Origin of the sequence: Kitasatospora sp. NPDC057738, from assembly GCF_042798815.1 — a bacterium.
GTDB lineage: Bacteria > Actinomycetota > Actinomycetes > Streptomycetales > Streptomycetaceae > Kitasatospora > Kitasatospora lactacystinica.
This window is the reverse complement of the sequence record NZ_JBHVJT010000085.1, coordinates 1-23,540: the sequence shown is the minus strand read 5'-3', so window position 1 is coordinate 23,540 and position 23,540 is coordinate 1. Positions and strand designations below refer to the sequence as shown.

The window sequence follows — 23,540 nt, the reverse complement described above, 5'->3', positions numbered from 1 at the left end:
TTCGGGGTGTTGGGGCGGGTTCGTCAGGTTCTCAAGGAAACAAAAAGGTGGGCCCCGGGGCCGTCTCCCTCAGCGCGGCCCCGGGCAGGGGGCGGCACGGAGCTCCCTCGCTCCGCCGTGCGAGCCGCCGGGGGTGGCGCGCTCCGGCGGGATGTGACCGAGCCCGCCGGGCGGCCGGGCATCAGTGGAACTGCTCGGCCTCGGTGGAGCCGGTCAGCGCCAGGGTCTCGGCGCCGGGGTTGAGCGCGGTGGAGACCTGGTCGAAGTAGCCGGTGCCGACCTCGCGCTGGTGCTTCACGGCGGTGTAGCCGTCCGGCACGGCCGCGAACTCGGCCTCCTGGAGGTCGACGTAGGCGGTCATGCCGTGCTCGGCGTAGCCGCGGGCGAGCTGGAACATCGAGTGGTTGAGGGCGTGGAAGCCGGCCAGGGTGATGAACTGGAAGCGGTAGCCCATCGCGCCCAGCTCCCGCTGGAACTTGGCGATCCGGTCGTCGTCCAGGGCGGCCTTCCAGTTGAAGGACGGCGAGCAGTTGTAGGCCAGCATCTGGTCCGGGTGCTCGGCCTTGATCGCCTCGGCGAACTCCCGGGCCTGGGCGAGGTCCGGGGTGCCGGTCTCCACCCAGAGCAGGTCGGCGTACGGGGCGAAGGCGAGGCCGCGGGAGATGACCGGGGCCATGCCGGGCTCGACCCGGTAGAAGCCCTCGGCGGTGCGCTCGCCGGTGCAGAAGCGGGCGTCGCGCTCGTCCACGTCGGTGGTCAGCAGGTTGGCGGCGAGGGCGTCGGTGCGGGCGACGATCAGGGTCGGCGCGTCGGCGATGTCGGCCGCCAGGCGGGCCGAGTTGAGGGTGCGGACGTGCTGGGCGGTGGGCACCAGCACCTTGCCGCCGAGGTGGCCGCACTTCTTCTCCGAGGCCAGCTGGTCCTCGTAGTGGATGCCCGCGGCGCCGGCCGCGATCATGCCCTTGGTGAGCTCGAAGGCGTTCAGCGGGCCACCGAAGCCCGCCTCGGCGTCGGCGACGATCGGCACCAGCCAGTCCGGCCCGCCGTCGGTGCCCTCGGCGGCGTCGATCCCGTCGGCGCGCAGCAGGGCGTTGTTGATCCGACGCACCACCTGGGGAACCGAGTTGGCCGGGTAGAGGCTCTGGTCGGGGTAGGTCTGCCCGGCCTGGTTGGCGTCGGCCGCGACCTGCCAGCCGGACAGGTAGATCGCCTGCAGCCCGGCCTTGACCATCTGGACGGCCTGCCCGCCGGTCAGCGCGCCCAGCGCGTGGATGTAGTCCTGCTCGTGCAGCTGACGCCAGAGCCGCTCGGCACCGCGCCGGGCCAAGGTGTGCTCCTCGCGTACGGTGCCCGACAGCCGGACCACGTCCGCCGCCGTGTACGTGCGCTCGACGCCCGCCCACCGCGGGTCGGACGCCCACCGGGCGGCCAGCTCCGCCGCCTGCTGCTCCTGCTGCTGCCGAACCGACTGGGTCATGGTGATCCACTCCCGGGGATGCTCTGTGAAGGGTGCGTGCGAGGGGTGCTCGCGAGGGTGCTCTGCCAAAGTGCTTTTGCGAAAGCTGTGAGGCACCTCTCACCGTGCCGGTGCGAGGGCGGCCGGGTGACGCCGGGCAGCGGTGGAACACCGCGGGACGTGGTCACCCGGACGGCGGGCCAGGGCAGTTGACCTGTCCGTTCGCCGCCGTTCTGGGCGTCTCCCGGCCGCAGCACCGACTCTGGCACCCGGCGCGGCCGCCGTCACCGGTGGAGCCGTGCCAAGTTCTGCGAAGCCCGTCCGGTGAATCCGCGAAGGTTGCGAAGGCCTGCCCGGGGGCGTTGCGGCTAGGCTGCGCCCCACCGGGCCGACCCGACGGCCGGACACGGAGGTGCGGGACGATGGGGAAGGCCTTCGCCGGGGCCAGGCTGCGCCGGCTCCGGGAGGAACGCGGACTGAGCCAGGCCGCCATGGCGCGGATGATCGACCTCTCGCCCAGCTACCTCAACCAGCTGGAGCACGACGCCCGCCCGCTGACCGTCGCCGTGCTGCTGCGGCTCACCGAGGCGTTCGGCGTGGAAGCCGGGTACTTCGCCCCGCCGGACAGCGCCCGGCTCGCCGCCGAACTGCGCGACGGCCTCGGCGACGAGCTCGCGGCCGGCCGGATCACCCCCGGTGACCTGGACGAGGTCGCCGCCCGACTGCCCGCCGTGGCGAGGCTGTTGACGGACCTGGGGCGCGGGCGGCGGGCCCTGGCCGAGCAGCTCGCCGTCCTCGCGGGGGACCGGGGCCCGGCCGCCGACACCCGTACGCCGCACGAGCAGGTCCGCGAGTTCTTCTACCGCCGGCAGAACTACGTCCATGAACTGGACACCGCGGCCGAGGACTTGGCGAAGGACATCCGGCTGCGGCGCGGCGAGGTGCGGGCCGTGCTGGCGGACCGGCTGACCTCGGTGCACGGCGTCCGCCTCGCGGCGGGCGGGGAGCAGCTGCACCGGTACGACCCGCGGACCCGGACCCTGCGGCTGTCGGAGCGGCTGCGCCCCGGCCAGCAGGCCTTCCGGCTGGCCACCCAACTCGGCTACCTGGAACACGACGCGCTGCTCTCCGAACTCGCCTCCCAGGACAGCCCCGAGGACTCGGCGGCGCACCCGCTCACCCGGATCGGCCTGGCCAACTACTTCGCCGCCGCCCTCGTCCTGCCCTACGCCGCCTTCCACGCCGAGGCCGAGTCCGCCCGCTACGACATCGAGCACCTCGCCGACCACTTCGGCGTCGGCTACGAGACGGTCTGCCACCGCCTCAGCACCCTGCAACGCCCCGGCCTGCGCGGGGTGCCGTTCTCCTTCGTACGGGTCGACCGGGCCGGGAACGTCTCCAAGCGGCAGTCCGCCACGCCCTTCCACTTCTCCCGCACCGGCGGCACCTGCCCGCTGTGGAACGTCTACGACGCCTTCGCGGCGCCGGGCCGCGTCCACGTCCAGGTCGCCGCCATGCCGGACGGGCGCCGCTACCTGTGGACGGCCCGCGCCGTCACCCGCTCGCCGGGCGGCTGGGGCCGGCCCGGCAAGACCTTCGCGATCGGCCTGGGCTGCGAACTCCGGCACGCGGGCCGGCTGGTGTACTCCACCGGTCTGGACCTCGGCGACGAGGCCGCCGCCACCCCGATCGGCCTCGGCTGCAAGGTGTGCGAACGCCCCGCCTGCGCCCAGCGCTCCGCCCCGGCGATCGGCCGCCCGCTGGCCGTCGACGAGCACACCAGCACCTTCGTCCCCTACCCGGTATCCCCCTGAGCGGCACCGCGCCGGGCCGGACGATCACCGTCTCGCACGGAGGGGCCGATGCCCTGCGGGCAGTCGGCGCCGCGGGGACGGAGCTGGTCGGCGGCAGCCGTGTCGCCGCCGAAGTCGACGCCGGCCACAAGCTCAGGGCCGGCGCCGACGGCAAGGCCCGAGTTGCCGCGCTTGAGCGGGTCGAACGGCACCTGGTCGAGGTGGTGGCCGCCCGGGAGCCCCGTCCTTGGCTGTTTCGTGCTCGTCGGCTTCCGCCCTCGCCACCGCCTGCGGCGCCGGTCCGACCCTCCTTGCACGTGTCGGCGGCGGTGCGCGCGAAGGCGCCCAATGTCGGCTGACGATACGTCGGACAAGTCGGCATCGAGTCGGCATCGATGCGGGCAGGCGTTGCTACGGATGGTCGAACCCTGCGATGCGCCAACTGCGGGAGTGCGTGCCGACGGGGCCTGGCCGAGAGCTCGCGTGAGGGTGCCGAAAGTGCTGTGGGCGGGGCGCGCAGCAGCCGGGCTGCCGCACACCCCGTCCGTCGAAGGCCCAGGTCAGCGGGTGCGTCCGCGAGGCTTGAGCGGGGTGCCGGGGAGCTCGGGGGCGGGGAGGCGGTCGCCCGGGTAGCCCTGGACGGCGCCGAAGCGGTCGGTGGCGGCCTGCCACTCGTCGCGGGCCTGGACGATGTCCTCGTGGGAGCGCCCGATGAAGTTCCACCACATGACGATCCGCTCCTCGAACGGCGTGCCGCCGAGCAGCACCAGGCGGGCGTCGGTCCCGCCGGTGTTGGTGAGGGTGAGCGTGCGGCTGCCGGGGGCGACGTAGCCGAGTTCGGCGGGGCGCAGCGGGGTGTCGAGGAGGCGGATCTCGCCGCTGTCGACGAGCAGGCCGTGCTCGAAGGCGGGGTCGACGTCGAGGGTGACGACGGCGTGCGGGCGCAGGGTGAGCTCGGCGCCGAGCAGTGGGGTGAAGGTGGGGACGGGGGAGGTGTCGCCGGCGAGGGTGCCGAGGAAGACCCGTGCCTCGCCGCCGTCCAGGGCGACCGGGGCGGGGGCGTGGTGGCGGAAGTCGCGTCCGGTGTGCCGGTGCTCCTCGGGCAGGGCGACCCACAGCTGTACGCCGTGCAGGACGGTGGTGGCCGGGGTGGAGACCTCGGAGTGGGCGATGCCGCGGCCGGAGGTCATCAGGTTGACCTCGCCGGGCCGGACGTAGGCGTGGACGCCGAGGCTGTCGCGGTGCTCGATCTCGCCGGTGAACAGCCAGCTCACGGTCTGCAGCCCGGTGTGGGGGTGCGGGGCGACGTCCATGCCGCCGGTGCCGGCGACGTCGTCGGGCCCGTAGTGGTCGACGAAGCACCAGGCGCCGATCATGGTGCGGGAGCGCTGCGGGAGGGTGCGGCGCACGGTCATCGCGCGCGGGCCGCCGAGCGGGACGTCCCGGGCGGGCAGGACCTCCACCCGCGGGTCGGCGGCGGGCGTCTCGGCGAGGTCGGTCTCGGCGGTGCTCACGGGGGGTCCCTCCCAGGTGGTGATTAGTTCTATATTCAACTATCATGCCATGGCAGAGTGGCGGGCGACAGTGCGACCAGCCTAAGGAGTCCAGGTGAGTGATGTGACGGTGGTTCCGACGGACCGGCGGGTGTTCATCGACAAGCAGAGCCCCCAGGCGTACAAGGCGCTGCTCGCCGCCGCCGAGGCGGCGCGCGAGGTCGCGGCCGAGGCCGGGCTGGACCGCCGGCTGATCGAGCTGGTCAACCTCCGCGTCTCGCAGATCAACGGCTGCGCCTACTGCCTGCACGTGCACACCAGGGCCGCGATCCGCGAGGGCGAGACCGCCCAGCGCCTCGGCGTGCTCGCGGCCTGGCGCGACACCGAGGTGTTCACCGACCGGGAGCGGGCCGCGCTCGGGCTGGCCGAGGCGACCACCTCCCCGGCGGACGCGGCACTCCAGGAGGCCGCGTACGGCGTGGCGCGCGAGGTGCTGAGCGACGAGGAGATCTCCGCGGTGGTCTGGGTCTCGATCGCCATCAACTCCTTCAACCGGGTGTCCATCCTGAGCAAGCACCCGGTCCGCCCGGCCCCGGCCCGGTAGGCGCGACCGCGGGAGGGTCTCCGCCTTCCGGCGGAGGCCCTCCGTTGGCGGGTGTACGGCCGGCTCCTTCCGGCGGGGGATGACCGACCGTCAGGGCAGCGGCGAGGCTGGGCGTCGAGGGCGAGGGAGTGCTCGCCGACGGCGAAGGTGGGGTCGCATGGCACGTCGTACGTTTGTCTCCGCGCTGGTGGGGGCGGTCTGTCTGGCACTGGCCGGGCCGCTGGTCCCGGCGGGTGCGGCCGAGGCCGCCGACGGACGGCCGGGGTCCGGCGACCCGCGGGCGGCGGCCCTGCGGGCGCTGACCGACGCCGGCGCCGTCGGGGCGATCGCGGAGGTCCGGGACGGGAGCGGCGCCTGGCGCGGGGCGTCCGGCGTCTCCGACCTGGCCACCGGCGCACCGCTGCGCACGGACGGGCGGTTCCGGGCCGGCAGCGTCACCAAGGTGTTCATCGCCACCACGGTGCTGCAACTGGTCGGCGAGGGGCGGATCGGCCTGGACGACCCGGTCGAGCGCCACCTGCCCGGGCTGGTCCCGAACGGTGACCGCATCACCGTCCGTCAGCTGCTCAGCCACCGCTCCGGACTCTGGGACTCCACCAACGAGAAGGGCGGGGTCTTCCCCGACTGGAGCGACCCGGCGGTCGTCCGGAACTGGCTGGACCAGGGCGGCCTGACCCGGCACATCACCCCGGCCCGGGTGGTGGCCTCCTCGGCGGCGCACGCGCCCAAGTTCCCGCCGGGCACCGGGTACGGCTACTCCAACGTCAACTACACCCTGCTCGGCATGATCATCGAAAAGGCGACCGGGCACGGCTACGCCCAGGAGGCCACCGCGCGCATCCTGCGCCCGCTCGGCCTGACCGGCACGTACTTCCCGGGTACGGCCACCGGCATCCGGGGCCCGCACGCGCACGGCTACTGGACGCTGCCCGAGGGCCCCGGCCCGGAGGACCGCAGCGACCGGGACGTGACGGTGGCGAGCGTCACCTGGGCGAACTCGGCAGGGGAGGTGATCTCCACCCTGAGTGACCTGAACCGCTTCGAGAAGGCCCTGCTGGGCGGCCGGCTGCTGCCGCCGGCGCTGTTGAAGGAGATGACCACGACGACCCCGATCGTGATCGAGGGCATGCCGACCGGGCCGGGCTACGGGCTCGGGCTGGCCGGCTGGCAGCTCTCCTGCGGTCCGGTCTACGGGCACGACGGCTCGGTGCCCGGGTACAGCACCCAGCTGTGGAGCTCGGGCGACCGGCAGGTGTCGCTGTCCGTCACTCCGCGCGGCGACCAGGCGCAGATCGTCGCGCAGATGCAGGCGGAGGCCGACTTCCTGGAGCAGGCCTTCTGCGGGACGGGCACCGGGACCGGGGCGGGGACGGGGACGGGGAAGGCGGCGGGGCCGGCGGTGCAGGGGCCGGCCGCCATGGCGCCGAGGCTGGGCTGACCGGCTGCCGCGGCGCGGTTCCACCGCTCCGGCTCGTCCGCGCGGGTCCTCGACCGTGCGGGCGGGCCGGAGCGGTGCCGTTTCCGCCGTCGGGAGGCCCACGGCCCGGGGCCGGGCGTCCGTCGCCCGGCGCTCGTTGCCCGGCGTCCGTCGCCCGGCGCTCGTCGACCGGGGCTCCCGCGCTTCAGGCCGCGCTGCGCCGTTCGGCCAGGTAGTCGTGGACGGGTACGGCGGGGGCGAGGGTGAGGTCGGTGAGGATGTGGCTGGCCGAGACGACCTCCAGGACCGGCAGGTCCGCCAGCGGCGCCATGACGTGCGCGGAGAGCTGCAGCCGGGCGGGGCCGGTCCAGGCCTCCTTGACGGTGACGTCGGTGATCCGGGTGCGGACCAGGTCGCAGACCCGCAGGCCGCCGGTGTAGTCGGGGACGATCTTCACCCCGTACGTGGGCACGGTGATCTGCTCGCGCGCCTCGGCCGGGTCCAACGGCTGCCACTTGTAGGCCATGGTCGCGGTGGCGACCCGCTGGTTGCCGTGGTCGAGGGTGCCGACCAGGGCGCCGGCCTCGGTGAAGAGGCGGGGGCTGCCCATCACCTTGGGGTAGGCGCTCAGCTCCCGGCCCGCGGCGGTGGCGGCGAAGTTGTCGAGGTACATGGCGTGCAGGTACTCGCCCTCCTCGTCCCGGTAGCGGACCGGGACGACCTGCCCGGCCTCGACGTACGGGCCGAAGCCGTCGACCTCGCCCATCTTCATGACCTCGAAGCGGACCAGCGGCTCGTCGATCTCCAGCGGTTCGGGGACGACCGTGCGCAGCGCCTCCGGGTCGGTCCGGTAGACGACGTTCAGGTACTCCCGGTCGGTGAAGCGGGTGGCGCGGGGCGGGTAGACGGGGGCGGTCAGCGGGGTGGTGGCGTGACGGACGACCTGGTCGGGGCGCATCGGGGGCTCCTTCGCGGTGGTGGGTTGCTCGGTCTCCTCAAACGGATACCATGTGTATCGGATACACCATGCATCCGATGGGAGTGGCCGCGCAAACGGGCGGAAGCCCCGCGCGCCACCACCCCTCGGAACGCAGCACGACCAAGGAAGTGATCTCGATGCCGTTCACCGTTCCCAACCCCGCCGGGCGCCCCGTCGCCGTCGTCGGAGCCGGCACCCTCGGGCGCCGCATCGCCCTGATGTTCGCCACCGGTGGCGGGGAGGTCCGGATCTACGACCCCTCGGCCGAGCAGCTCGCGGCCGCCCGCGGCTACGTCGAGGAGCACCTGCCCGCTGTCGCCGCCGAGGTCGGCGGGGGAGCGCCCGGTACCGTCGCCGTCGGCGGCGACCTCGCCGAGGCGCTGCGCGGCGCCTGGCTGGTGATCGAGGCGGTGCCCGAGCGCCCGGAGCTCAAGGAGCGGGTCTTCGCCGACCTCGACCGTACCGCCGACCCGGACGCGATCCTCGGCAGCAACTCCTCGTCCTACCCGACCAGCCGCTTCGTCGACTGCGTGCGGGAGCCGGAGCGCCTGGTCAACGTCCACTTCTACATGCCGCCCACCCAGAACGCGGTGGACGTGATGTCCAGCGGCCGCACCGACCGGGCCGTCATCGACCTGCTGCTGGCCGAACTCCCGCGCCACGGACTGTTCCCGTTCGAGGCGCGCAAGGAGAGCACCGGCTTCATCTTCAACCGCATCTGGGCGGCCATCAAGCGCGAGTCCCTCGCGGTGGTCGCCGAGGGCGTCGCCACCGCCGAGGAGGTGGACGCCATGTGGTCCGTCAACACCGGCCTGCGCGGCGGCCCGTTCCGCGCGATGGACCAGGTCGGCCTGGACGTCGTCCTCGACATCGAGGAGCACTACGCCGCCGAGCGTCCCGGCCTTCCCGCCGGCCCGCGCGAACTGCTGGAGGAGTACGTCGGGGACGGCCGGCTCGGCGTCAAGGCCGGGCGCGGCTTCTACGACTACGGCACGGGAGGCGGCGCCGCGGCCGCCTGACACGGCGTCGGCCGGCCCGGGTGCCCGCCGACGGGCAGGTGACCGCCCGTCGCCGGGTGCGCGGGGAAAACCGGTGGCACCGGCCTCCGTCGGCCGTGAGAATGCACCGGTGATCCCCTCGCCGCTGTCCCCTGCCCAGGATCCCCGTGCCTGGTCCGTCGCCCCGGACTATCCGGGGATGCAGGACCTGGTCGCCGGTCTGGAGGTGCCCGCCGGAGCCGCGATGGGCGTCATGGGCGCGCTGGAGACCTCCCGCGAGCTCATCCGGCACTCCTACTACCGGTACGAGTTCGCCACCGTCGCCGTCACCCACGCGCTGTTCGCCCTGGAACAGGTCCTCGTCGAACGACTGGCCGTCGAGGAGCCGCTCCGGGAGCTGATCGGACGGGCCGCCGCCGAAGGGCTCCTCGGGCCCGGGCTCGTCACCGAGATCGAGGAAAGCCTGCGACTGCGCGACGAGCTCGCGCGGGGCACCGTGACGACCGGCGCCGTGCCCCCGGGGCGGGCCGTCCAGCTGGTGCGCCCGGTCTTCGACGCCGTGTCCGCGCTCCTCCGCCCGCCCGTGGCGACGGACGCGACCGGCGGGGCCACGGACGAGGAGTCGGACCGGGCGCGGCTCGACCGGCTGTGGGAGGAGCACCGCCGGGCGCCGTTCCCCAGGAGCTTCCTCGGGGTGGACATCGCGAGGGTGTGCCTGATCCTCCTGGAGGACGCCGTCGCCTCCGCCGTGCTCCGGGAACAGCGCGGCGGATTCGACCACCGCAGCATCTCCGACCTCTGGCACCGCATCGCCGACCTCGACAAGGTCGTGCCCCTGATCGACGAGCAGTACTGCCGCGAGTACTTCGCCAGGCTCAGGACGGTGGCCGGGCTGGTGGCCGCGTCCCAACTCCCGCCCGCGACCTGACCCGCGCCCCGAGGCCGCGGCCCGGCACAGCGACCCGCCCGTAGACTGGGCCGGGGCCGCCCGGCGGCACCGACGAGCGAAGAACGAGAGCCGAGGACCGCAGTCCGTGCCCAAGTCACCCACGAAGCGGCGCCCGCTGACTGTCGCCGCCCTGAACGACAGCGCCCTCGCCCTGTTCACCGAACATGGCTTCCACGCCACCTCGATCCGCGACATCGTCGCCCGAGCCGGGCTGACGCGAGGCGCGTTCTACTCCAACTATCCGGACAAGGAACAGCTGTTCCTCGCCCTCTACGACCAGCAGATCGACAAGCTGCTCGCCGACCTGCGGTCCGCCTTCGTCGGCACCGTGCCGGGCCGGGACCTCCCGTCCCGGCTGCTGCGCGAACTGGCCCAACGGCGGCAGGAGGACGAGGGCTGGTTCCTGCTCTCCATGGAGTTCACCCTGCACGCGGCCCGCCACCCGGAGGTCGCCCGCGGCCTCGCCGAGCACGAGGCCCGGCTGATCGACGGGCTGGTGGGGCTGATCGAGGAGGCCTCGGAGCCCACCTCGCGGGTCCGTCCGCGCGACCTCGCCCGGCTGCTGGTCATCCTGCACGAGGGCGCCACCGCGATGCGGCTGACCGAGGAGGCCCGCGGCGAGCTCGCCGAGTTCCCGGAGGAGCTCCTCCACCAGGTCGTGGACGGGCTGTTCCACGCCGGCGCCCGCTGAGCGGACCGCGCCCGGGACGCCGGAGTTCCGCTCGGCGGCCCGACTGCGTACGGTGATGCACGCATCATCCGCATCGGAAAGGGGCACGCGTGACGGCGGGGACGGAAGACGGCGCGGGGACGGTGCTGACCACCGAGGCGGCCCGGGCCGTCCTGGCCAAGGGCTTCGCCGACGGCCTGACCGAGATCCGCGCCGTGCTGGCCCCGGACAACACCCGGTCGGCGGCCGTCTGCCGGCGCCTGGGGATGACCGGCACCGGGCCGACCGACCGGTGGTACGGCCGACAGCTCGCGGAGTTCCGCATCGGCCCGGACCGGGCGGCGCAGGCATGACGGACATGGTGGGTGCGACGGACATGGTGGGTGCGACGGACACGGTGGGTACGGCGGACATGGCGGGTACGAGGGACACGGTGGGGCCGGTCGATGTGACGCTCAACCTCTGGCGCCGGCCGCTCGACGAGGTGCCGGCCGAGGTGTGGGACCGCACCGGGCTGACCGTGCTCATCCTCGCCGACACCGGCATCAGTGAACTCCCCTCCGGTATCGTCCGGTTGAGTGCTCTGCGGACCCTCGACCTCGGGCACAACCGGCTCACCGCGCTGCCCGCCGAGCTCTGCGACCTCACCGGCCTCCGGGACTTCCTCTACCTGCACGACAATGCGCTGACCGCCCTGCCCGAGGCGCTCGGACGGCTCACCGCGCTGCGCTACCTCAACGTCGGCGAGAACCGGCTCACCGAACTCCCCTCCACCATCGGCGACTTGGCCTCGCTGATCGAGCTGCGCGCGCAGCACAACCGGCTCACCGCTCTGCCGGAGGCGATCGGCGAACTCGGCGAGCTGCGCGAACTCTGGCTGCGCGGGAACGAGTTGACCGATCTGCCGGAGTCGGTCGGTCGGCTCGCCGGGCTGCGCGAGCTGGAGCTCCGGGAGAACGCCCTCACCGAACTGCCCGCCGCGCTCGCCGGGCTCCCGCGGCTGCGCCGCCTCGACCTGCGCGGCAACCGGATCACCGAACTCCCCGACTGGCTGACCGATCCGAGCGCGCTGCCCGCGTTGGAGAAGCTGGACCTGCGGTGGAACGACGTGCGCCCGCCGGGCCGGCTGCTGGAGGCGCTGGCCGCGCGCGGGTGCGTGACGCTCTTCTGAACCGCCGGGCTCCGGCCCGGGGGAAAAGATCACCGCCGACAGTGCGGAGCTGCTACCGTGGAACGCATGAAGCGCGCTGCACTCGCCACGACGACGCCGGAGAGAGTCCCGGCGCGCTGACTGCTGACCCAGTTCGAAGCCCCGGGGCGAGTGCCCCGGGGCTTCGCCGTTCCCGGACCCACTCGCCCGCCCACCCGAGTGGAGACCACCGCCATGAACGGCCACCCCCCGCAGGACCGCTCCTCGGGCAACCACGACCTGCACGACCACGACCTGCACGGCCGCCCGATGCGCGACCACCGCAAGCTCGGCCGCGAACTCGACCTGTTCGGCACCGACCCGCTGATGGGCTCCGGCCTGCCGTACTGGCTCCCCGACGGCGCCGCGATCCGGCACTCCCTGGAGGAGTTCATCCGCGGCCGCGAGCGCCGGGCCGGCTACCGCCACGTCTACTCCCCGGTGCTCGGCAAACGCGAGCTCTACGAGATCTCCGGCCACTGGGCGCACTACCGCGAGGACATGTTCCCGCCCATGGAACTGGGCGCCGAGGAGATGGTGCTGCGCCCCAGCCTCTGTCCGCACCACGCGCTGATCTACCGCTCACGCTCCCACAGCTACCGGGAACTGCCGCTGCGCATGGCGGAGTTGGGCGGCATGTACCGCTCCGAGCTGTCCGGGGTGCTGGGCGGGCTGACCAGGGTCCGGGCGATCCAGCTGAACGACGCCCACATCTTCTGCACCCCGGAGCAGGCGGCCGACGAGGCCGTCGCCGCACTGGAGCTGATCCGCGAGGCGCACCGGGCACTGGGCGTCGTCCCGGTCCGCTACCGGCTCTCGCTGCCCGGCGCGGGCGGCAAGTACGTGGCGGACCCGGCGCTCTGGGAGCGCGCCGTCGCACTGCTCACCGAGGTGCTGGAGCGCTCCGGGGTGCCGTTCGAGGCGGCGGAGGGCGAGGCGGCGTTCTACGGGCCCAAGATCGACGTGCAGATCGCCGACGGCGCCGGCCGTGAGTTCACCCTCTCCACCGTGCAGATCGACTTCCACCAGCCGGAGCGGTTCAACCTGCACTACATCGGCGCGGACGGCGCCAAGCACCGCCCGGTGATGGTGCACCGCAGCGTGATCGGCAGCGTCGAGCGGGTGGTCGCCCACCTGATCGAGCTGTACGGCGGCGCGTTCCCGGCCTGGCTCGCGCCCGTCCAGGTGGTGCTGCTGCCCGTCTCCGAGGCCGAACTGCCGCAGGCCGAACGGTTCCGGCAGCGCTGCCTGGACCTCGGCCTGCGCGCCGAGGTCGACGGGCCCGAGCACGGAACCCTGGGCGCCCGGATCCGCGAGGCCCGGCTGGTGCCGTACCAGGCGGTGATCGGGGCGAAGGAGGCCGTGGACGACAGGGTCGCGCTGCGACTGCGGGACGGCCGACGGCTGGAGCCGCTGCCGGCCGAGGAGGCGTGGGCGCGGATCGGCGCGCTGGTGGCGGCGTGCGACGCGGAACTGTGGGCGGAGTACGCCTCCCGGCGGCCGTAGGGCCCGGCCTCGGACGCCCGTCCGCGGGGCCTCGGTGGGGCCGTCCGTGGCATACGTACGACTAGTGCGGTGTGCGGTGTGTCGGTCGGGCCGAGGGCGGCGGCCGCCCGTCGAATGGGCCGGGCGGCCGAGTCCGCGGCCGCCGCTGTCCCCACCCGTACGGAGGTACTCCCGATGCGCGTCCCACACGGCTTCGCCGTTCCCGCTCTGGCCGGCTGTCTCGCCCTCGCCGGAGCGGTGGCCGCCACCCCGGCAGGCTCGGCCGAGCTCCGCCCGCTGCCCAGCCCCGCCGTCCAGTACTGTGCCGCGGTGCTCGGGCACGTCCCGGGCGCCGACGCCGCCTCGCAGGCTCTCGGGCGGGCCTGCTCCTCGGACTTCCGGGCCGATCAACTCGCGCAGGCCGGAGGAGGATTCGAGGCCTACGGGCCGGCGGGCCACCCGTCGCTGCCGATGGAGTAGGCCCGGTCGGGGCGGTCCGCCGGCCGACCGCGCCGCACGAGGCGCAAGCCCCGTGCGGCGGGGCCGGTCAGTAGGACTGGAGCTCGATCACGTGGCCGTCCGGGTCGCGCAGATGGGCGCCGCGCAGGGTGGGGCCCCACTCCGGGCGGTCGGTCGGCGGGGTGACGGGGGTGCCGCCGTGGCGCAGGCAGAGGCCGAGTGCGCCGTCCACGTCGTCCACCCGGAGGACCAGCATCGCGGTGTCCTGCGAGGGTGCGGCGGGGTGGGCGGGGAGCTCGGCGGCGCCGAGGGCCGCGGCCATCGCGGATCGGTCGAAGAGGGCCAGGCAGGTGCGGTCGGCGAGGTCCCAGTTGGCGTACGGGCCCTCGGGCGCGCCCTTGGCCGGGGTGGCGCCGGTGAGCTCCGGGAGGACCGCGCGGTAGAAGGCGAAGCACTCGGCGAAGCGGGAGACGAGCAGGCGGGGGTACGGGGCGTCCACGGGCGAACTCCTGGCAAAGGGGGTGGAGAGAGCGGCGGTGCGGGGGCGGTGTGCGGGGGCGGCGCGGGGGGTGGTTCCGGCGGTTCCGGCGGTTCCCGAGTTGATGGGTCACAACCCACTATAGGGAGAGACCCTAGACTGCCGCCATGGCCTCCGAGAACCCGCACCCCGCCGCCGAACTCCCCCCGACCCTGCTGGACCTCAGCACCTACCTGCTCTCCCGAATCGGCAAGGCGGCGCGCGGCCGGCTCGCCGAGCGGCTGGCCGAACGCGGCCTGCGGCTCTGGGACATGGCGGTGCTGGCCGCACTCGCCGACTTCGGCCCGCAGGCCCAGCGGGACCTGGTGCGGCGGCTGGCCATCGACCCGAGCGACCTGGCCAAGGTCGCCGACCGGCTCGCCGCCGCCGGGTACGTCGAACGCGCCAGGGACCAGGCCGACCGGCGGAGGGTCTCGGTCTCGGTCACCGATGCCGGACGGGCGCTGCTCGCCGACCTGGAGGCGCAGGCGCGGGCGGTGCAGGACGCCGTGCTCGCGCCGCTGGACGCGGGGGAGCGGCAGGTGCTGCAGGAACTGCTGCTGCGGGTGCACCACGGGACGGGGGAGTGGTGCGGCGGCCTGTGACCGTGGGGCGGGCGTGGGGTCGGCCGCTTCGGGCCGGTCGCGTCGGGTCGTCCGCCTCAGGCCGAGCGTTGCCCCGGGCGGCGGGCGCCGGCGAACTCGCCCGCCCAGCGCGGCACGTCGAGCACGTTCTCGACCCGGGCGACCAGGGTGCCCGTCCGCTCGGCGTGGATCATCGCGCCCTCGCCGACGTGGATCCCGACGTGGTGCAGGGGGGCGTCGGGGCGGGAGAAGAACAGCAGGTCGCCCGGGGCGAGCGCGTCGCGTTCCACCGGGGCACCGAGGTTGAACTGCGCGACGGTGTAGTGCCCGAGCTCGACGGTGCCGTGGCTGGCCCGGTACCAGCAGTAGAGCGAGAGGCCGCTGCAGTCGAAGCCGACCGTCCTCTCGCCCATGCACACGCCGTTCAGCCAGCCGTTCTCCTCGTCGCAGAAACCGAGGCTCGCGCCCAGCCGGTCGCCTCCGCCCCAGGCGTACGGCACGCCGAGCTGGCTCGCGGCCACGTCGGCGACCCGGCGGCCCAGCGCGGCCGCGGGCAGCGACCGGGCCGTCCCGGGCGGGGCGTCGGACGCCGCCTGGGCGGCCGGGCCGAGCGCCGGGACGAGACCCGCCCCGAGCGCGAGGCCGAGCATGCGGCGCCGACGGACGCCGGAGGTCTGGTCACGGTCGGACGGTTGGGGCTCCATGGCGGTGCCTCCCGGTGCTGGAGGTGGCTGGGCGCCCGGGGTGTGGTGCCCGGGCGGGCACCCACCAGGATTCCGCTGCGGCGGGCCGGTCCGCCATCACCCGCAACGGTGAATCGCCGACGCAAGAGCCCCGAAACGGAGGGGGGTTCGCCGGTAAATGGTTTGACGGTTGTTCAGGAGACGCCAACGATGGGCGCGAACGTTCGGTCGGGACCGTCGGAGGACCACATGAGCAGAGCCGTCAAGCTGATCCGCTCCACGCGGCTGACCAGGGCGGTGGACTACGCCTACGCGGCGGAGGTCGACGCCCCGGCCCGCTCGCTCTGGCTGGCCGGGGCCTGCCCGCTGGACGAGGAGGGCCGGACGGTCGCCGTGGGCGACTTCGAGGGCCAGGCCCACCAGGTGATGCGGAACCTGATAGCCGTGCTGGAGGACAGCGGCGCGGCCCTCACCGACATCGCCCGGACGACCGTGTACGTGGCCTCCGGCGACCAGGCCGACCTGGTGAAGGTGTGGAACGTCTACCGCGCCTACATGGGGGAGCACGACGCCCCGAGCACCCTGCTCGGCGTCACGGTGCTCGGGTACGACGAACAGCTGGTGGAGGTGGAGGCCGTGGCCGTGCTGCCCTCCGGGCCCGACGCGTCCTGACCTGACCTGGCGCGACCCGGCCCGGCCGGGCCGGGCCCGTCGACTCAGGCCGTCGGCCCCGCCCCCGGCCGGTCAACCGGTCATCAGCGCACGCTGAGCTTCACCGTGGCGCTCCGGCCGGTGTAGAACTTGTGGATCTGCTCGCGCGTCCCGGAGCCGCAGGCCTGCACCTCCTCCGGGTAGCTCTTGCTGTCGGCGGCGATCGTGACCGTCGCGCACATCCCGTCGGCCCGGGTGTCCTCCACCCACCCGTCGACGTACAGCGACTCGACTCCCTCGACCTTCTTGCACTTCAGGGTCCAGGTGGCCTCCGCACCGTCGATCTTGGGCGAGTCGCTGTGCGGGCAGGTCGCCGCGGTGGCCGGGGTCGCGGTCACCACCACCGTCCCGCCGACCAGCGCGAGGACGGCGAGGACGGCGCGGAGGGACAGGGCCAGTCGCATGATGGGTCTCCTGGTGTGGGGGGGCGGGCGTCGACGGAGGTTCCGCCGCGGAGGGTTTCTGCCGCATGCGAAGCAGATCGATTCCGCGGGGCGGCGCAATGCGCTCGTGTGGGTGACGCCGGGTTCGACGTGCTGGGGTGTGCGCAGGGCCCGTCGGGGCGTCAATCCCGGTTGACGGCTGGCGGGCTCAGCGAGCCGTGGCTGCAAGGAAGTTGGCTGCTCCACCCCTACCCTTGGGCCATGAAGCAGCACATCCTCACGCTGGTCCTCGGGGGCCTTCTGCTGGGCATCGTCGCGTTCGGCGCCGGCTGGTACGCGGCGGACTCCCGGCAGACCGCGCCGGCGCCGACCTACATCACGGTCATGCCGGAGCCGGTCCCCACCGGCGCGGTCTCACCTCCGGCCTCGGCCGCCGGCCGGTAGCCAGTGGCCGGTGGTGCGGCCGGTGGCTACTGCCTGACCGCCCAGAACCGGTCGGCCATGTTGTCGTACGCGACCGACGCGGACAGCGACACCGCCGGCTCCTTCCAGAGCATCTGCCACTGGCCGTCGCCCGGGTCGTTGTCCACGATCACCTCCAGCCCGCGCGCCGTGTTCACCCAGCTGCTCGCCTGGTCGCGGAACCCGTAGTCGGTGAAGTACACGGCGGCGTCCTCGTGGAAGAGGTTGAACTGGAGCCGGCGGCCGCCCCAGTTCCGGTCGGCGTAGAAGCAGTAGTAGGACGGCTCGGTGGCCGGGGTGGGGCAGTTCTTCCAGTCCGGGCTCCGGACGGTGCGGCGGTGGTGGTCGCCGCTCCACGGCGGTGCCTGCGCCTGCCCGGGCAGCGGGAGCACCATCACCGCGCCGTCCGGGTAGGTGATCTCGTTGGCGGCGGTCTGCTTGCCGCCCTTGCCCGCGGCGAGCTGGGCGTCCACCGACCGCTGGAGTGCGTCGCGGTCGCCGTCGCCGAGTGCGGTGATGATGGCTCTCCGGTCCCCGGCCGGGCTGTGCGCGGCGGCGGCCTGCGCCCCGAGGGGCGCGGCCAGGAGCACGAGGGCCCCGGCTGTGCGGACGAGGAGTCGGCGGAGTCGAGAGTGCGTCATATGCCAAACGTAGCCGTGCACATACCGCCGGTAACCTTGCTCTCTCGATCAGACGGCGCGTACGCGGCAACGGCGCGCCGGTGCGTACGCGCCCCCTGATCGGGCGAACCTACGACTCGCGGGCGTCCTCGCCGATCCGACCGGAGTCGCGGGCCCGGTCGGCGGGGCCCGGCACCAGGGGTGCGACGACGTGCTGGGCCGGGTGGGAGCCCTCGTCGTCGTTGTCGTCGTCCGAGTTCACGGAGGCGGTGACCGAGCCCGTCGCCGAGGAGGCCAGGCCGAGGATCAGGAAGAGGACGAGCAGGCCGCGTCCGGCGCCGCCCAGGACCAGCGGGCGGGTGGCCGACGCCGGCCCGGCCGGCTCACTGCCCGGCTCGTCGCCGAACAGGCGCTTGGGGTAGGCGGACGAGACCATCACCAGGTAGGAGATGAAACGCATCCGGTAGCGCAGGATCGCGGTCGTCGCCTCGTACAGCGGCTGCGGCATCCGGCCGAGGAGCAGCACCACCAGCCAGAGGACGAACGACACCGTCCACCAGCCCGCGTACGCCAGGCCCTGCACGATCGCGGCCGGGATGACGAGGACGATGCGGAACAGCACGGCGAGCCGGTTCAGCTCACCCGGCCGCAGCCCGACCTGCACCGGATAGTCGGGGACCTCGAACCGGAACGGCGGATAGCGGTCCCCGGTGAGCATCATGTACGCGGTGACGCGGGTGTCGTACGGGATGAACACCGTGAGGTAGTCCGCCACGAAACCGGGCAGCCGGCCGAGCACCAGCGCACCGAACCAGCCGACGACGGTGACCAGGAACGCCACCACCGACAGCACCCACACCACCACGAGCTGGGGGATCAGCAGCAGCGCGCGCAGCAGCACCGTCCAGCGGTTCTGCGGACCGGGCGCCGGCATGTCCAGCACCGGGAGCCACTCGCGGCTGACGGGGGCGGGGGGAGCCTGCCACATCCGGGCCTCCACGGTCTCGGGACGACGGGACCCGGCGGTCGGGCGCGGCCGGGTGCCCTCCGAAGATCGCAGCAACCCGCCCGTCCCGCGCGTCACGCTGCGCCGGACGGGCCAGTCGGCCGGTGCGGCCCGGCGTGGCGCGGCGTGGCGCGGCCCGAGGGGCAAGGTGGGGGGCTGCCGCCCGCCGGTGGCGCCGTGCGCGTGGCGCGCGGTCAGGCGATCTTCGCGCAGAGCGGTTCGGCCGAGCCCTGCTCGAAGGTCAGCGTCCGGTAGCCGGTCGCGCTGATGTCGATGGTGTAGACGCCGTCGACGGTGTAGAGGTCGCGGGGCAGGTTGCCGGCGCCGGCGCCGACGCCGAGCAGGATCGGGCCGCGGGCGCGCGGCTACCCCACGCTCGCGGTCTGGGCCGGCCACCACGACCTCGCCGGCGGGCCGGTCGTCGAGGCCCTGCTCCGCCGGGCGGCGGAGCGGCCCGCGGAGGCCGCCGGCGTGCTCGCCGACGCCCGCGCGTTCCGGTCGGCCCTCCACGCGTGCCTGACCGACCCGCAGGACGGCGCCGCCCTCGGGGCGGTGGCGGCCGTGGTGCAGGAGGCCGGGCGGTCGGCGGTCCTCATCCGGGGCGAGGACGGCCTGGCGCACTGGCGACTGCCGCCGTCGGCCGGCCTGCGGCTGCCGCTGTACGCCGCCGCCCGCGCGGCCGGCGAACTGCTCGCCGACCCGCGCCGGTTCACCGTCCGCCGCTGCCCAGCACCGGCTGCGGCTGGCTCTTCCCGGACGCGAGCGGCCGGCGTCGCTGGTGCAGCCTGGCGACCTGTGGGACCCGTCCGGCCTCCTGAGTCGTGCGGGCCGATCCGCGGCCGGGTCCGGCCTTTCCAACGCCTTGACGAACCCATGACACTGGCGGACCATCAAGCTGGCGCGCGCCGAACCTCCTCCACAGTTCCGCCCCCACGGACCCCACAGGAGGACAGTCATGCGACTGCCCCGCCGAGGGAAGCCCGCCGCGGCCACCGCCGTGCTGCTGGCCCTCGCCCTCGCCACCCCGCTCACCGCCCAGGCCGCCCCCGACCGCCCGCGCCCGTCACCGGTTTCGGTATCGACACCGGAATCGACACCGGCATCGGCAGCGACACCGCACGGCAGTATCGACTCGACGGTCCCCGCACCGTCGCCGAACGCACCGCCGTCGCCGCCACCGGCGTCTCCGTCGACGCCGTCCTGCCCGAAGCGGTGGTGGTCACCGCCACCCCCGCCGAAGCCGCCCGGCTGCGGGCGCTCGGCTGGTCGCCCGTCGCACTGCCCGGCCCCCGCTACGGCGCCGAACCCGGCGACGAAGGCCTGGCCGGCCCGGTGTACGACTTCCCGCAGGCCGACTCCGGCTACCACAACTACGCCGAGGCCACCGCCGACATCGACGCGGTGGTCGCCGCCCACCCCGACATCATGAGCAAGCGCGTCATCGGCACCTCCTACGAGGGCCGCCCGATCGTCGCGGTGAAGATCAGCGACAACGTCGGCACCGACGAGAACGAACCCGAAGTGCTGTTCACCGCCCACCAGCACGCCCGCGAACACCTCACCGTCGAGATGGCGCTCTACCTGCTGCACGAGTTCGGCGACAAGTACGCCATCGACAGCCGCATCGCCAACGCCGTCAACAGCCGCGAGATCTGGGTGATCCCCGACCTCAACCCGGACGGCGGCGAGTACGACATCGCCACCGGCCGCTACCGCAGCTGGCGCAAGGACCGCCAGCCCAACAGCGGCAGCAACAGCGTCGGCACCGACCTCAACCGCAACTGGAACTACAAGTGGGGCTGCTGCGGCGGCTCCTCCGGCTCCACCTCCAACGAGACGTACCGGGGCAGCGCACCGGAGTCCGCCAAGGAGACCAAGGTCGTCGCCGACTTCGTCCGCAGCCGGGTCGTCGACGGCAAGCAGCAGATCACCGCCGCCATCGACTTCCACACCTACAGCGAACTGGTCCTCTGGCCGTTCGGCTGGACCACCGCCGAAACCGCCACCGGCATGACCGCCGACGAGTACAACACCTTCGCCACCCTCGGCCGCGGCATGGCCGCCACCAACGGCTACACGCCCGAACAGTCGAGCGACCTCTACATCACCGACGGGGCGATCGACGACTGGCTGTGGGGCGCCCACCGGATCTTCGCCTACACCTTCGAGATGTACCCCGGCGAGAGCGGCAGCGGCGGCGGCTTCTACCCGCCCGACGAGGTGATCGGCCGCGAGACCAGCCGCAACCGCGAAGCGGTCCTGCGCCTGGTGGAGACGGCCGACTGCGTCTACCGCGCGATCGGCAAACAGCAGCAGTACTGCGGCATCTCGACCTGACCTGGCGTCATCGGTACGGGTCGCGCCACGCACGTCACGGCCCGGCGCCGGCTGTGGGATCATCCCGCAGCCGGCGTCCGTGGTCCGGGGCCGTCCGGCGGCGAGTGGAACCGACGCCACCAGGTCCGCCCCGTAATTGCGACGAAGCCACGGCGACGCGGCCCCCGGACGGCGTTCCCCGGCTGACCCCCGCGTGCGCGGGGAGGACCCTTTGTGAGCTGCGGCGATGTGGCGACCTTGCCGTTTCTTCGCCGAGGCGTCAAAGTGCCGAGGACATCGTGCCATGAGTCAGAGGCCCCGTGAGGGGACATGGGCCCTCGGCCTACCCGCCCGCAGTCCGGTAGATTCTGCGGCCGGTTGATCGGCACACGAAGCGGCTTCGTGCCGCGGGTTCGACGCAGGGGGCTACGGGGTGCGGGACAGGGACGGGCGTGCGGGGGACCTGCTGGAGTGCTGGCGGGCGGTCGAGCTGTTCAGCCCGCCGCCGATACCGGAGGTGCCGCGGAAGCGCCGGGCCGGCCGTCCCCGGGCCTCGGACGCGATCACCGTCGACGTGACGCCGGCGGCGGGCCGGCCGGCGCTGTTGCTGCCGTGGGCGCCGGAGCATCCGGAGACGGCGGCCCGGCGGGCGCCGCGGGGGATGGTGTGGCGGCACGAGGTGTACGGCGGGGTGTACGACCTGGAGCTGCTTCGGCAGGCGATGATCGCCGTTCTGCCGAAGGGGACCGACCCGGATCCGGGGGTACCGGACGAGGAGTTGGTGCTGTCGGGGAAGAGCGCGATGTTCGCCCTCGTCCTGGACGAGCACGGGCGGCCGGTCGAGGACACTTCGGTGGTTTCCGCGTGCGGTTGGGCGACGGGCCGGCTGTTCGACCCGGGGCCGTCGGCGGCCGGGTGGCTGGACGGCTTCGAGGAGTTGGGCGAGGCGTTCGAGGTCGCGGTGGGGCGGCTGACCGCCACGCCGATTCCGTACGCGCCGGGGCCCGGGCTCCTGGCGGACCTGCCCGTGGGGGAGGGGGACGAGGCCGTTCGCAGCTGGCAGCAGCTGATCGCGGAGATCCTGGGCGGCGCGGCGGTCTCGGCGGTCGGTGCGCTGTTCGGTGAGGTCGCCGGGGCCGCGGTGCAGGGGGCGACGGAGCCGCTGGTGCGGCGCGTCGCCGAGTGGGCGGCGACCCGTCGTCCGGACCAGCAGGGCGCGGGTGGGGGTTCCCCGTCCGCCGCGCCGCAGCCGCCCGCCGAGGAGACGGCGGAGACGGCGGACGCGGCGGAGACGGAGGCGGCGGAGGACACCGGCCCTCGCCCGGTCGCGCTCGCCGACCTCGTCGCCCTGACCGCCCAGATCGCCCATCTCTGCGGTGTCGAGGAGCACTTGGACCCGCGGGTGATCCGGGTCCGGAGCCGGCTGGTGCACCGCCCGCGCGACCCGAAGGCCAAGCCCGCCGCCGCGCAGCCGTTCCTCAACAGTCTCCTGCCGCCCGACCTCGCCCGGGTCCGTGCCGCGCTCGGGGACGGGGGCCTGCGGGCGGCAGGCCTCGGCCCCGCCCTGGAGGCCTACCTGACCGGTCGCCGGGACATCCCGGTCGACGCCCGCACCGATCTGCGGGAGGACCGGCTCGCCGTCCTGGCCGGCGTCGACCCGGCTCTCGTCCCCGCCGGACGCTGGCCCGCCAAGTCGCGGTACCCGCTGGCGCTCAGCCAGCAGTTCGCGGTCAACCGCATGCTCGCGGACCGCGCCGGGGTCGGGGGCAGCGCCGGGGCAGGGGGCAGCGCCGCAGCCGGGGGCAGCGCCGGGGCCGGCGCCGGAAGCACGGAGGCCGCCACCGCGAGCACCGACGCCGGTGGCCTGTTCTCCGTCAACGGCCCGCCCGGCACCGGCAAGACCACCATGCTCCGCGACCTGGTCGCCGCCCTCGTGGTCGAACGCGCCGCCGTGATGGCCGGGTACCGGAGGCCCGAGGAGGCGTTCGTCGGCCGTGCCTGGCGGGGCAAGGACCGTCATGGTGTCCACCCGCGCTTCGTCTCCGCCCTCGACCCGCGGCTAGCCGGCCGCGAGATCGTGGTCACCTCCTCCAACAACGGCGCGGTGGAGAACATCACCGCCGAACTGCCCGGTGCCGACGCCCTCGACGCGCACTGGCAGGACGGCCCCGACCACTTCTCCGACCTCGCCTCCGCCCTGCTCGGCGGCGCGCCCGCCTGGGGGCTGGTCGCCGCCGTCCTCGGCAACAAGACCAACCGGACCAGGTTCACCGAGCGCTTCTGGTGGGGCCGCCTGCCCGAGGACGAGTCCGCGGCCCGCGCCGACGCCGGGCTCCCGCCGCTGCGCGGCATGAACGCCGTCCTCGGCGACTGGGTGCCGCCCAGTGCGCCCAGGCCCGCCCGGACCCCGCGCGACCGTCGCCCGGCCGCGGTCACGGCGCCGGCCACCACCGCCCCAACTCCCCCTCCCACTCCCGAAGTCCAGGCCCCCGCCGAGCCCGTTCCCTCCTGGCCCGAGGCCGTCGCCGCCTTCCAGGCCGCCCAGGCCGAGGTCGAGCGCCTGCGCGCCGAACGCGTCCGCCTCGCCGCCGTCCTCGCGGACTCCCGGGCGGACCGGGTCCACCCCCGCCTCGACGCCCTGCGCGCCGCTGTCGCCAGAGCCGACGACCGCGCGGCCACCGCCGAGGCCCGCCACGCCGCCGCGCGGGGGGGGGGCGCTGGCGGGCGGGGGGGGCATCCCAACCCCGGGCGTGCGCGCAGCGTATG

The 23,540-nt window shown here is 74.1% G+C and carries 22 protein-coding genes and 3 pseudogenes; 17 read left to right on the top strand and 8 right to left on the bottom strand.

Features of this window, described 5'->3' with window-relative positions; genetic code table 11:
* Positions 1-181: 181 nt before the first annotated feature.
* Positions 182-1,477, bottom strand: coding sequence for an isocitrate lyase (gene aceA / locus ACFVGO_RS33645; protein WP_380635887.1), 1,296 nt, complete (start codon positions 1,475-1,477; stop codon positions 182-184).
* 401 nt (positions 1,478-1,878) lie between these two features.
* Here aceA and ACFVGO_RS33640 point away from each other — a divergent pair, with 401 nt between their 5' ends.
* Complete coding sequence (locus tag ACFVGO_RS33640; RefSeq protein WP_359901341.1) at positions 1,879-3,270, top strand: short-chain fatty acyl-CoA regulator family protein; 1,392 nt, start codon at positions 1,879-1,881, stop codon at positions 3,268-3,270.
* Between the two features lie 539 nt (positions 3,271-3,809).
* On the opposite strand, the gene ACFVGO_RS33635 is transcribed toward ACFVGO_RS33640, so the two are convergent.
* Positions 3,810-4,763: a pirin family protein gene (locus ACFVGO_RS33635; RefSeq protein WP_380635884.1), complete on the bottom strand. Its 954-nt coding sequence runs from the start codon at positions 4,761-4,763 to the stop codon at positions 3,810-3,812.
* A gap of 94 nt (positions 4,764-4,857) precedes the next feature.
* Between ACFVGO_RS33635 and ACFVGO_RS33630 the strand changes: the two genes are divergently transcribed.
* The gene (locus ACFVGO_RS33630; RefSeq protein ID WP_380635882.1) at positions 4,858-5,346 is read left to right on the top strand and encodes a carboxymuconolactone decarboxylase family protein; all 489 of its coding nucleotides are present in this window, start codon (positions 4,858-4,860) and stop codon (positions 5,344-5,346) included.
* Positions 5,347-5,503: 157 nt separating this feature from the next.
* On the top strand, positions 5,504-6,784 hold the full coding sequence (locus ACFVGO_RS33625; RefSeq protein WP_380635881.1) for a serine hydrolase domain-containing protein: 1,281 nt from the start codon (positions 5,504-5,506) through the stop codon (positions 6,782-6,784).
* Positions 6,785-6,968: 184 nt separating this feature from the next.
* Here ACFVGO_RS33625 and ACFVGO_RS33620 read toward each other — a convergent pair whose 3' ends face one another.
* Entirely contained in the window at positions 6,969-7,721 is a 753-nt protein-coding gene (locus ACFVGO_RS33620; RefSeq protein ID WP_380635879.1) for an acetoacetate decarboxylase, read from the bottom strand.
* 158 nt (positions 7,722-7,879) lie between these two features.
* On the opposite strand from ACFVGO_RS33620, the gene ACFVGO_RS33615 reads away from it, so the two are divergent.
* From ACFVGO_RS33615 to ACFVGO_RS33585, 7 genes are all read left to right on the top strand, one after another.
* Entirely contained in the window at positions 7,880-8,761 is an 882-nt protein-coding gene (locus ACFVGO_RS33615; RefSeq protein ID WP_380635877.1) for a 3-hydroxyacyl-CoA dehydrogenase family protein, read from the top strand.
* A gap of 178 nt (positions 8,762-8,939) precedes the next feature.
* Positions 8,940-9,668: a hypothetical protein gene (locus ACFVGO_RS33610; protein WP_380635875.1), complete on the top strand. Its 729-nt coding sequence runs from the start codon at positions 8,940-8,942 to the stop codon at positions 9,666-9,668.
* Positions 9,669-9,774: 106 nt separating this feature from the next.
* Positions 9,775-10,380: a TetR/AcrR family transcriptional regulator gene (locus ACFVGO_RS33605; protein WP_359901379.1), complete on the top strand. Its 606-nt coding sequence runs from the start codon at positions 9,775-9,777 to the stop codon at positions 10,378-10,380.
* Between the two features lie 89 nt (positions 10,381-10,469).
* A complete protein-coding gene (locus ACFVGO_RS33600; protein WP_380635873.1) occupies positions 10,470-10,712 on the top strand; it encodes a GNAT family N-acetyltransferase in 243 nt (80 codons plus the stop codon).
* Between the two features lie 59 nt (positions 10,713-10,771).
* Positions 10,772-11,530, top strand: a complete 759-nt coding sequence (locus ACFVGO_RS33595) for a leucine-rich repeat domain-containing protein (protein WP_380635909.1) — start codon at positions 10,772-10,774, stop codon at positions 11,528-11,530.
* A 213-nt stretch (positions 11,531-11,743) separates the two neighbouring features.
* Positions 11,744-13,054, top strand: coding sequence for a threonine--tRNA ligase (gene thrS, locus ACFVGO_RS33590; protein ID WP_380635871.1), 1,311 nt, complete (start codon positions 11,744-11,746; stop codon positions 13,052-13,054).
* Positions 13,055-13,228: 174 nt separating this feature from the next.
* The gene (locus tag ACFVGO_RS33585; RefSeq protein ID WP_359901390.1) at positions 13,229-13,513 is read left to right on the top strand and encodes a hypothetical protein; all 285 of its coding nucleotides are present in this window, start codon (positions 13,229-13,231) and stop codon (positions 13,511-13,513) included.
* Positions 13,514-13,580: 67 nt separating this feature from the next.
* On the opposite strand, the gene ACFVGO_RS33580 is transcribed toward ACFVGO_RS33585, so the two are convergent.
* Entirely contained in the window at positions 13,581-13,991 is a 411-nt protein-coding gene (locus ACFVGO_RS33580) for a VOC family protein (protein ID WP_380635869.1), read from the bottom strand.
* Positions 13,992-14,137: 146 nt separating this feature from the next.
* On the opposite strand from ACFVGO_RS33580, the gene ACFVGO_RS33575 reads away from it, so the two are divergent.
* A complete protein-coding gene (locus ACFVGO_RS33575) occupies positions 14,138-14,614 on the top strand; it encodes a MarR family winged helix-turn-helix transcriptional regulator (RefSeq protein WP_380350978.1) in 477 nt (158 codons plus the stop codon).
* Positions 14,615-14,670: 56 nt separating this feature from the next.
* On the opposite strand, the gene ACFVGO_RS33570 is transcribed toward ACFVGO_RS33575, so the two are convergent.
* Positions 14,671-15,297 (bottom strand): C40 family peptidase, encoded by a 627-nt coding sequence (locus tag ACFVGO_RS33570; protein ID WP_380635866.1) that lies wholly within the window; start codon positions 15,295-15,297, stop codon positions 14,671-14,673.
* Between the two features lie 228 nt (positions 15,298-15,525).
* Here ACFVGO_RS33570 and ACFVGO_RS33565 point away from each other — a divergent pair, with 228 nt between their 5' ends.
* Complete coding sequence (locus tag ACFVGO_RS33565) at positions 15,526-15,948, top strand: RidA family protein (RefSeq protein WP_380350974.1); 423 nt, start codon at positions 15,526-15,528, stop codon at positions 15,946-15,948.
* Positions 15,949-16,031: 83 nt separating this feature from the next.
* Here the strand turns inward: ACFVGO_RS33565 and ACFVGO_RS33560 are convergent, their stop codons facing one another.
* Positions 16,032-16,391 carry a hypothetical protein gene (locus ACFVGO_RS33560; protein WP_380350973.1) on the bottom strand — a complete coding sequence of 120 codons (360 nt, stop codon included), beginning with the start codon at positions 16,389-16,391 and terminating at the stop codon, positions 16,032-16,034.
* 240 nt (positions 16,392-16,631) lie between these two features.
* Here ACFVGO_RS33560 and ACFVGO_RS33555 point away from each other — a divergent pair, with 240 nt between their 5' ends.
* Positions 16,632-16,814 (top strand): hypothetical protein, encoded by a 183-nt coding sequence (locus ACFVGO_RS33555; protein ID WP_380635864.1) that lies wholly within the window; start codon positions 16,632-16,634, stop codon positions 16,812-16,814.
* Between the two features lie 26 nt (positions 16,815-16,840).
* On the opposite strand, the gene ACFVGO_RS33550 is transcribed toward ACFVGO_RS33555, so the two are convergent.
* Together ACFVGO_RS33550 and ACFVGO_RS33545 are read right to left on the bottom strand one after the other, a co-directional pair.
* Positions 16,841-17,473 carry a peptidase inhibitor family I36 protein gene (locus ACFVGO_RS33550; RefSeq protein WP_380635862.1) on the bottom strand — a complete coding sequence of 211 codons (633 nt, stop codon included), beginning with the start codon at positions 17,471-17,473 and terminating at the stop codon, positions 16,841-16,843.
* A gap of 109 nt (positions 17,474-17,582) precedes the next feature.
* Complete coding sequence (locus ACFVGO_RS33545) at positions 17,583-18,440, bottom strand: DUF4389 domain-containing protein (protein WP_380635860.1); 858 nt, start codon at positions 18,438-18,440, stop codon at positions 17,583-17,585.
* A 333-nt stretch (positions 18,441-18,773) separates the two neighbouring features.
* On the opposite strand from ACFVGO_RS33545, the pseudogene ACFVGO_RS33540 reads away from it, so the two are divergent.
* The 4 genes and pseudogenes from ACFVGO_RS33540 to ACFVGO_RS33525 all read left to right on the top strand — a co-directional run.
* Positions 18,774-19,100 (top strand): annotated as a pseudogene (locus ACFVGO_RS33540) (ABATE domain-containing protein); the annotation flags it as partial.
* Positions 19,079-19,276, top strand: coding sequence for a CGNR zinc finger domain-containing protein (locus tag ACFVGO_RS33535; RefSeq protein ID WP_380635908.1), 198 nt, complete (start codon positions 19,079-19,081; stop codon positions 19,274-19,276). The pseudogene ACFVGO_RS33540 and the gene ACFVGO_RS33535, both read left to right, overlap by 22 nt.
* Positions 19,277-19,413: 137 nt before the next feature.
* A pseudogene (locus ACFVGO_RS33530) lies at positions 19,414-20,795 on the top strand (M14 family metallopeptidase).
* A gap of 412 nt (positions 20,796-21,207) precedes the next feature.
* Positions 21,208-23,540, top strand: a pseudogene (locus tag ACFVGO_RS33525) (hypothetical protein); the annotation flags it as partial.

Coding starts and splice junctions, on each gene's coding strand:
- aceA (WP_380635887.1), bottom strand. CDS start 1,477: ATGACCCAGTCGGTTCGGCAGCAGCAGGAGCAGCAGGCGGCGGAGCTG.
- ACFVGO_RS33640 (WP_359901341.1), top strand. CDS start 1,879: ATGGGGAAGGCCTTCGCCGGGGCCAGGCTGCGCCGGCTCCGGGAGGAA.
- ACFVGO_RS33625 (WP_380635881.1), top strand. CDS start 5,504: ATGGCACGTCGTACGTTTGTCTCCGCGCTGGTGGGGGCGGTCTGTCTG.
- ACFVGO_RS33620 (WP_380635879.1), bottom strand. CDS start 7,721: ATGCGCCCCGACCAGGTCGTCCGTCACGCCACCACCCCGCTGACCGCC.
- ACFVGO_RS33615 (WP_380635877.1), top strand. CDS start 7,880: ATGCCGTTCACCGTTCCCAACCCCGCCGGGCGCCCCGTCGCCGTCGTC.
- ACFVGO_RS33610 (WP_380635875.1), top strand. CDS start 8,940: ATGCAGGACCTGGTCGCCGGTCTGGAGGTGCCCGCCGGAGCCGCGATG.
- ACFVGO_RS33595 (WP_380635909.1), top strand. CDS start 10,772: ATGGCGGGTACGAGGGACACGGTGGGGCCGGTCGATGTGACGCTCAAC.
- thrS (WP_380635871.1), top strand. CDS start 11,744: ATGAACGGCCACCCCCCGCAGGACCGCTCCTCGGGCAACCACGACCTG.
- ACFVGO_RS33585 (WP_359901390.1), top strand. CDS start 13,229: ATGCGCGTCCCACACGGCTTCGCCGTTCCCGCTCTGGCCGGCTGTCTC.
- ACFVGO_RS33575 (WP_380350978.1), top strand. CDS start 14,138: ATGGCCTCCGAGAACCCGCACCCCGCCGCCGAACTCCCCCCGACCCTG.
- ACFVGO_RS33570 (WP_380635866.1), bottom strand. CDS start 15,297: ATGGAGCCCCAACCGTCCGACCGTGACCAGACCTCCGGCGTCCGTCGG.
- ACFVGO_RS33565 (WP_380350974.1), top strand. CDS start 15,526: ATGAGCAGAGCCGTCAAGCTGATCCGCTCCACGCGGCTGACCAGGGCG.
- ACFVGO_RS33560 (WP_380350973.1), bottom strand. CDS start 16,391: ATGCGACTGGCCCTGTCCCTCCGCGCCGTCCTCGCCGTCCTCGCGCTG.
- ACFVGO_RS33555 (WP_380635864.1), top strand. CDS start 16,632: ATGAAGCAGCACATCCTCACGCTGGTCCTCGGGGGCCTTCTGCTGGGC.
- ACFVGO_RS33550 (WP_380635862.1), bottom strand. CDS start 17,473: ATGACGCACTCTCGACTCCGCCGACTCCTCGTCCGCACAGCCGGGGCC.
- ACFVGO_RS33545 (WP_380635860.1), bottom strand. CDS start 18,440: ATGTGGCAGGCTCCCCCCGCCCCCGTCAGCCGCGAGTGGCTCCCGGTG.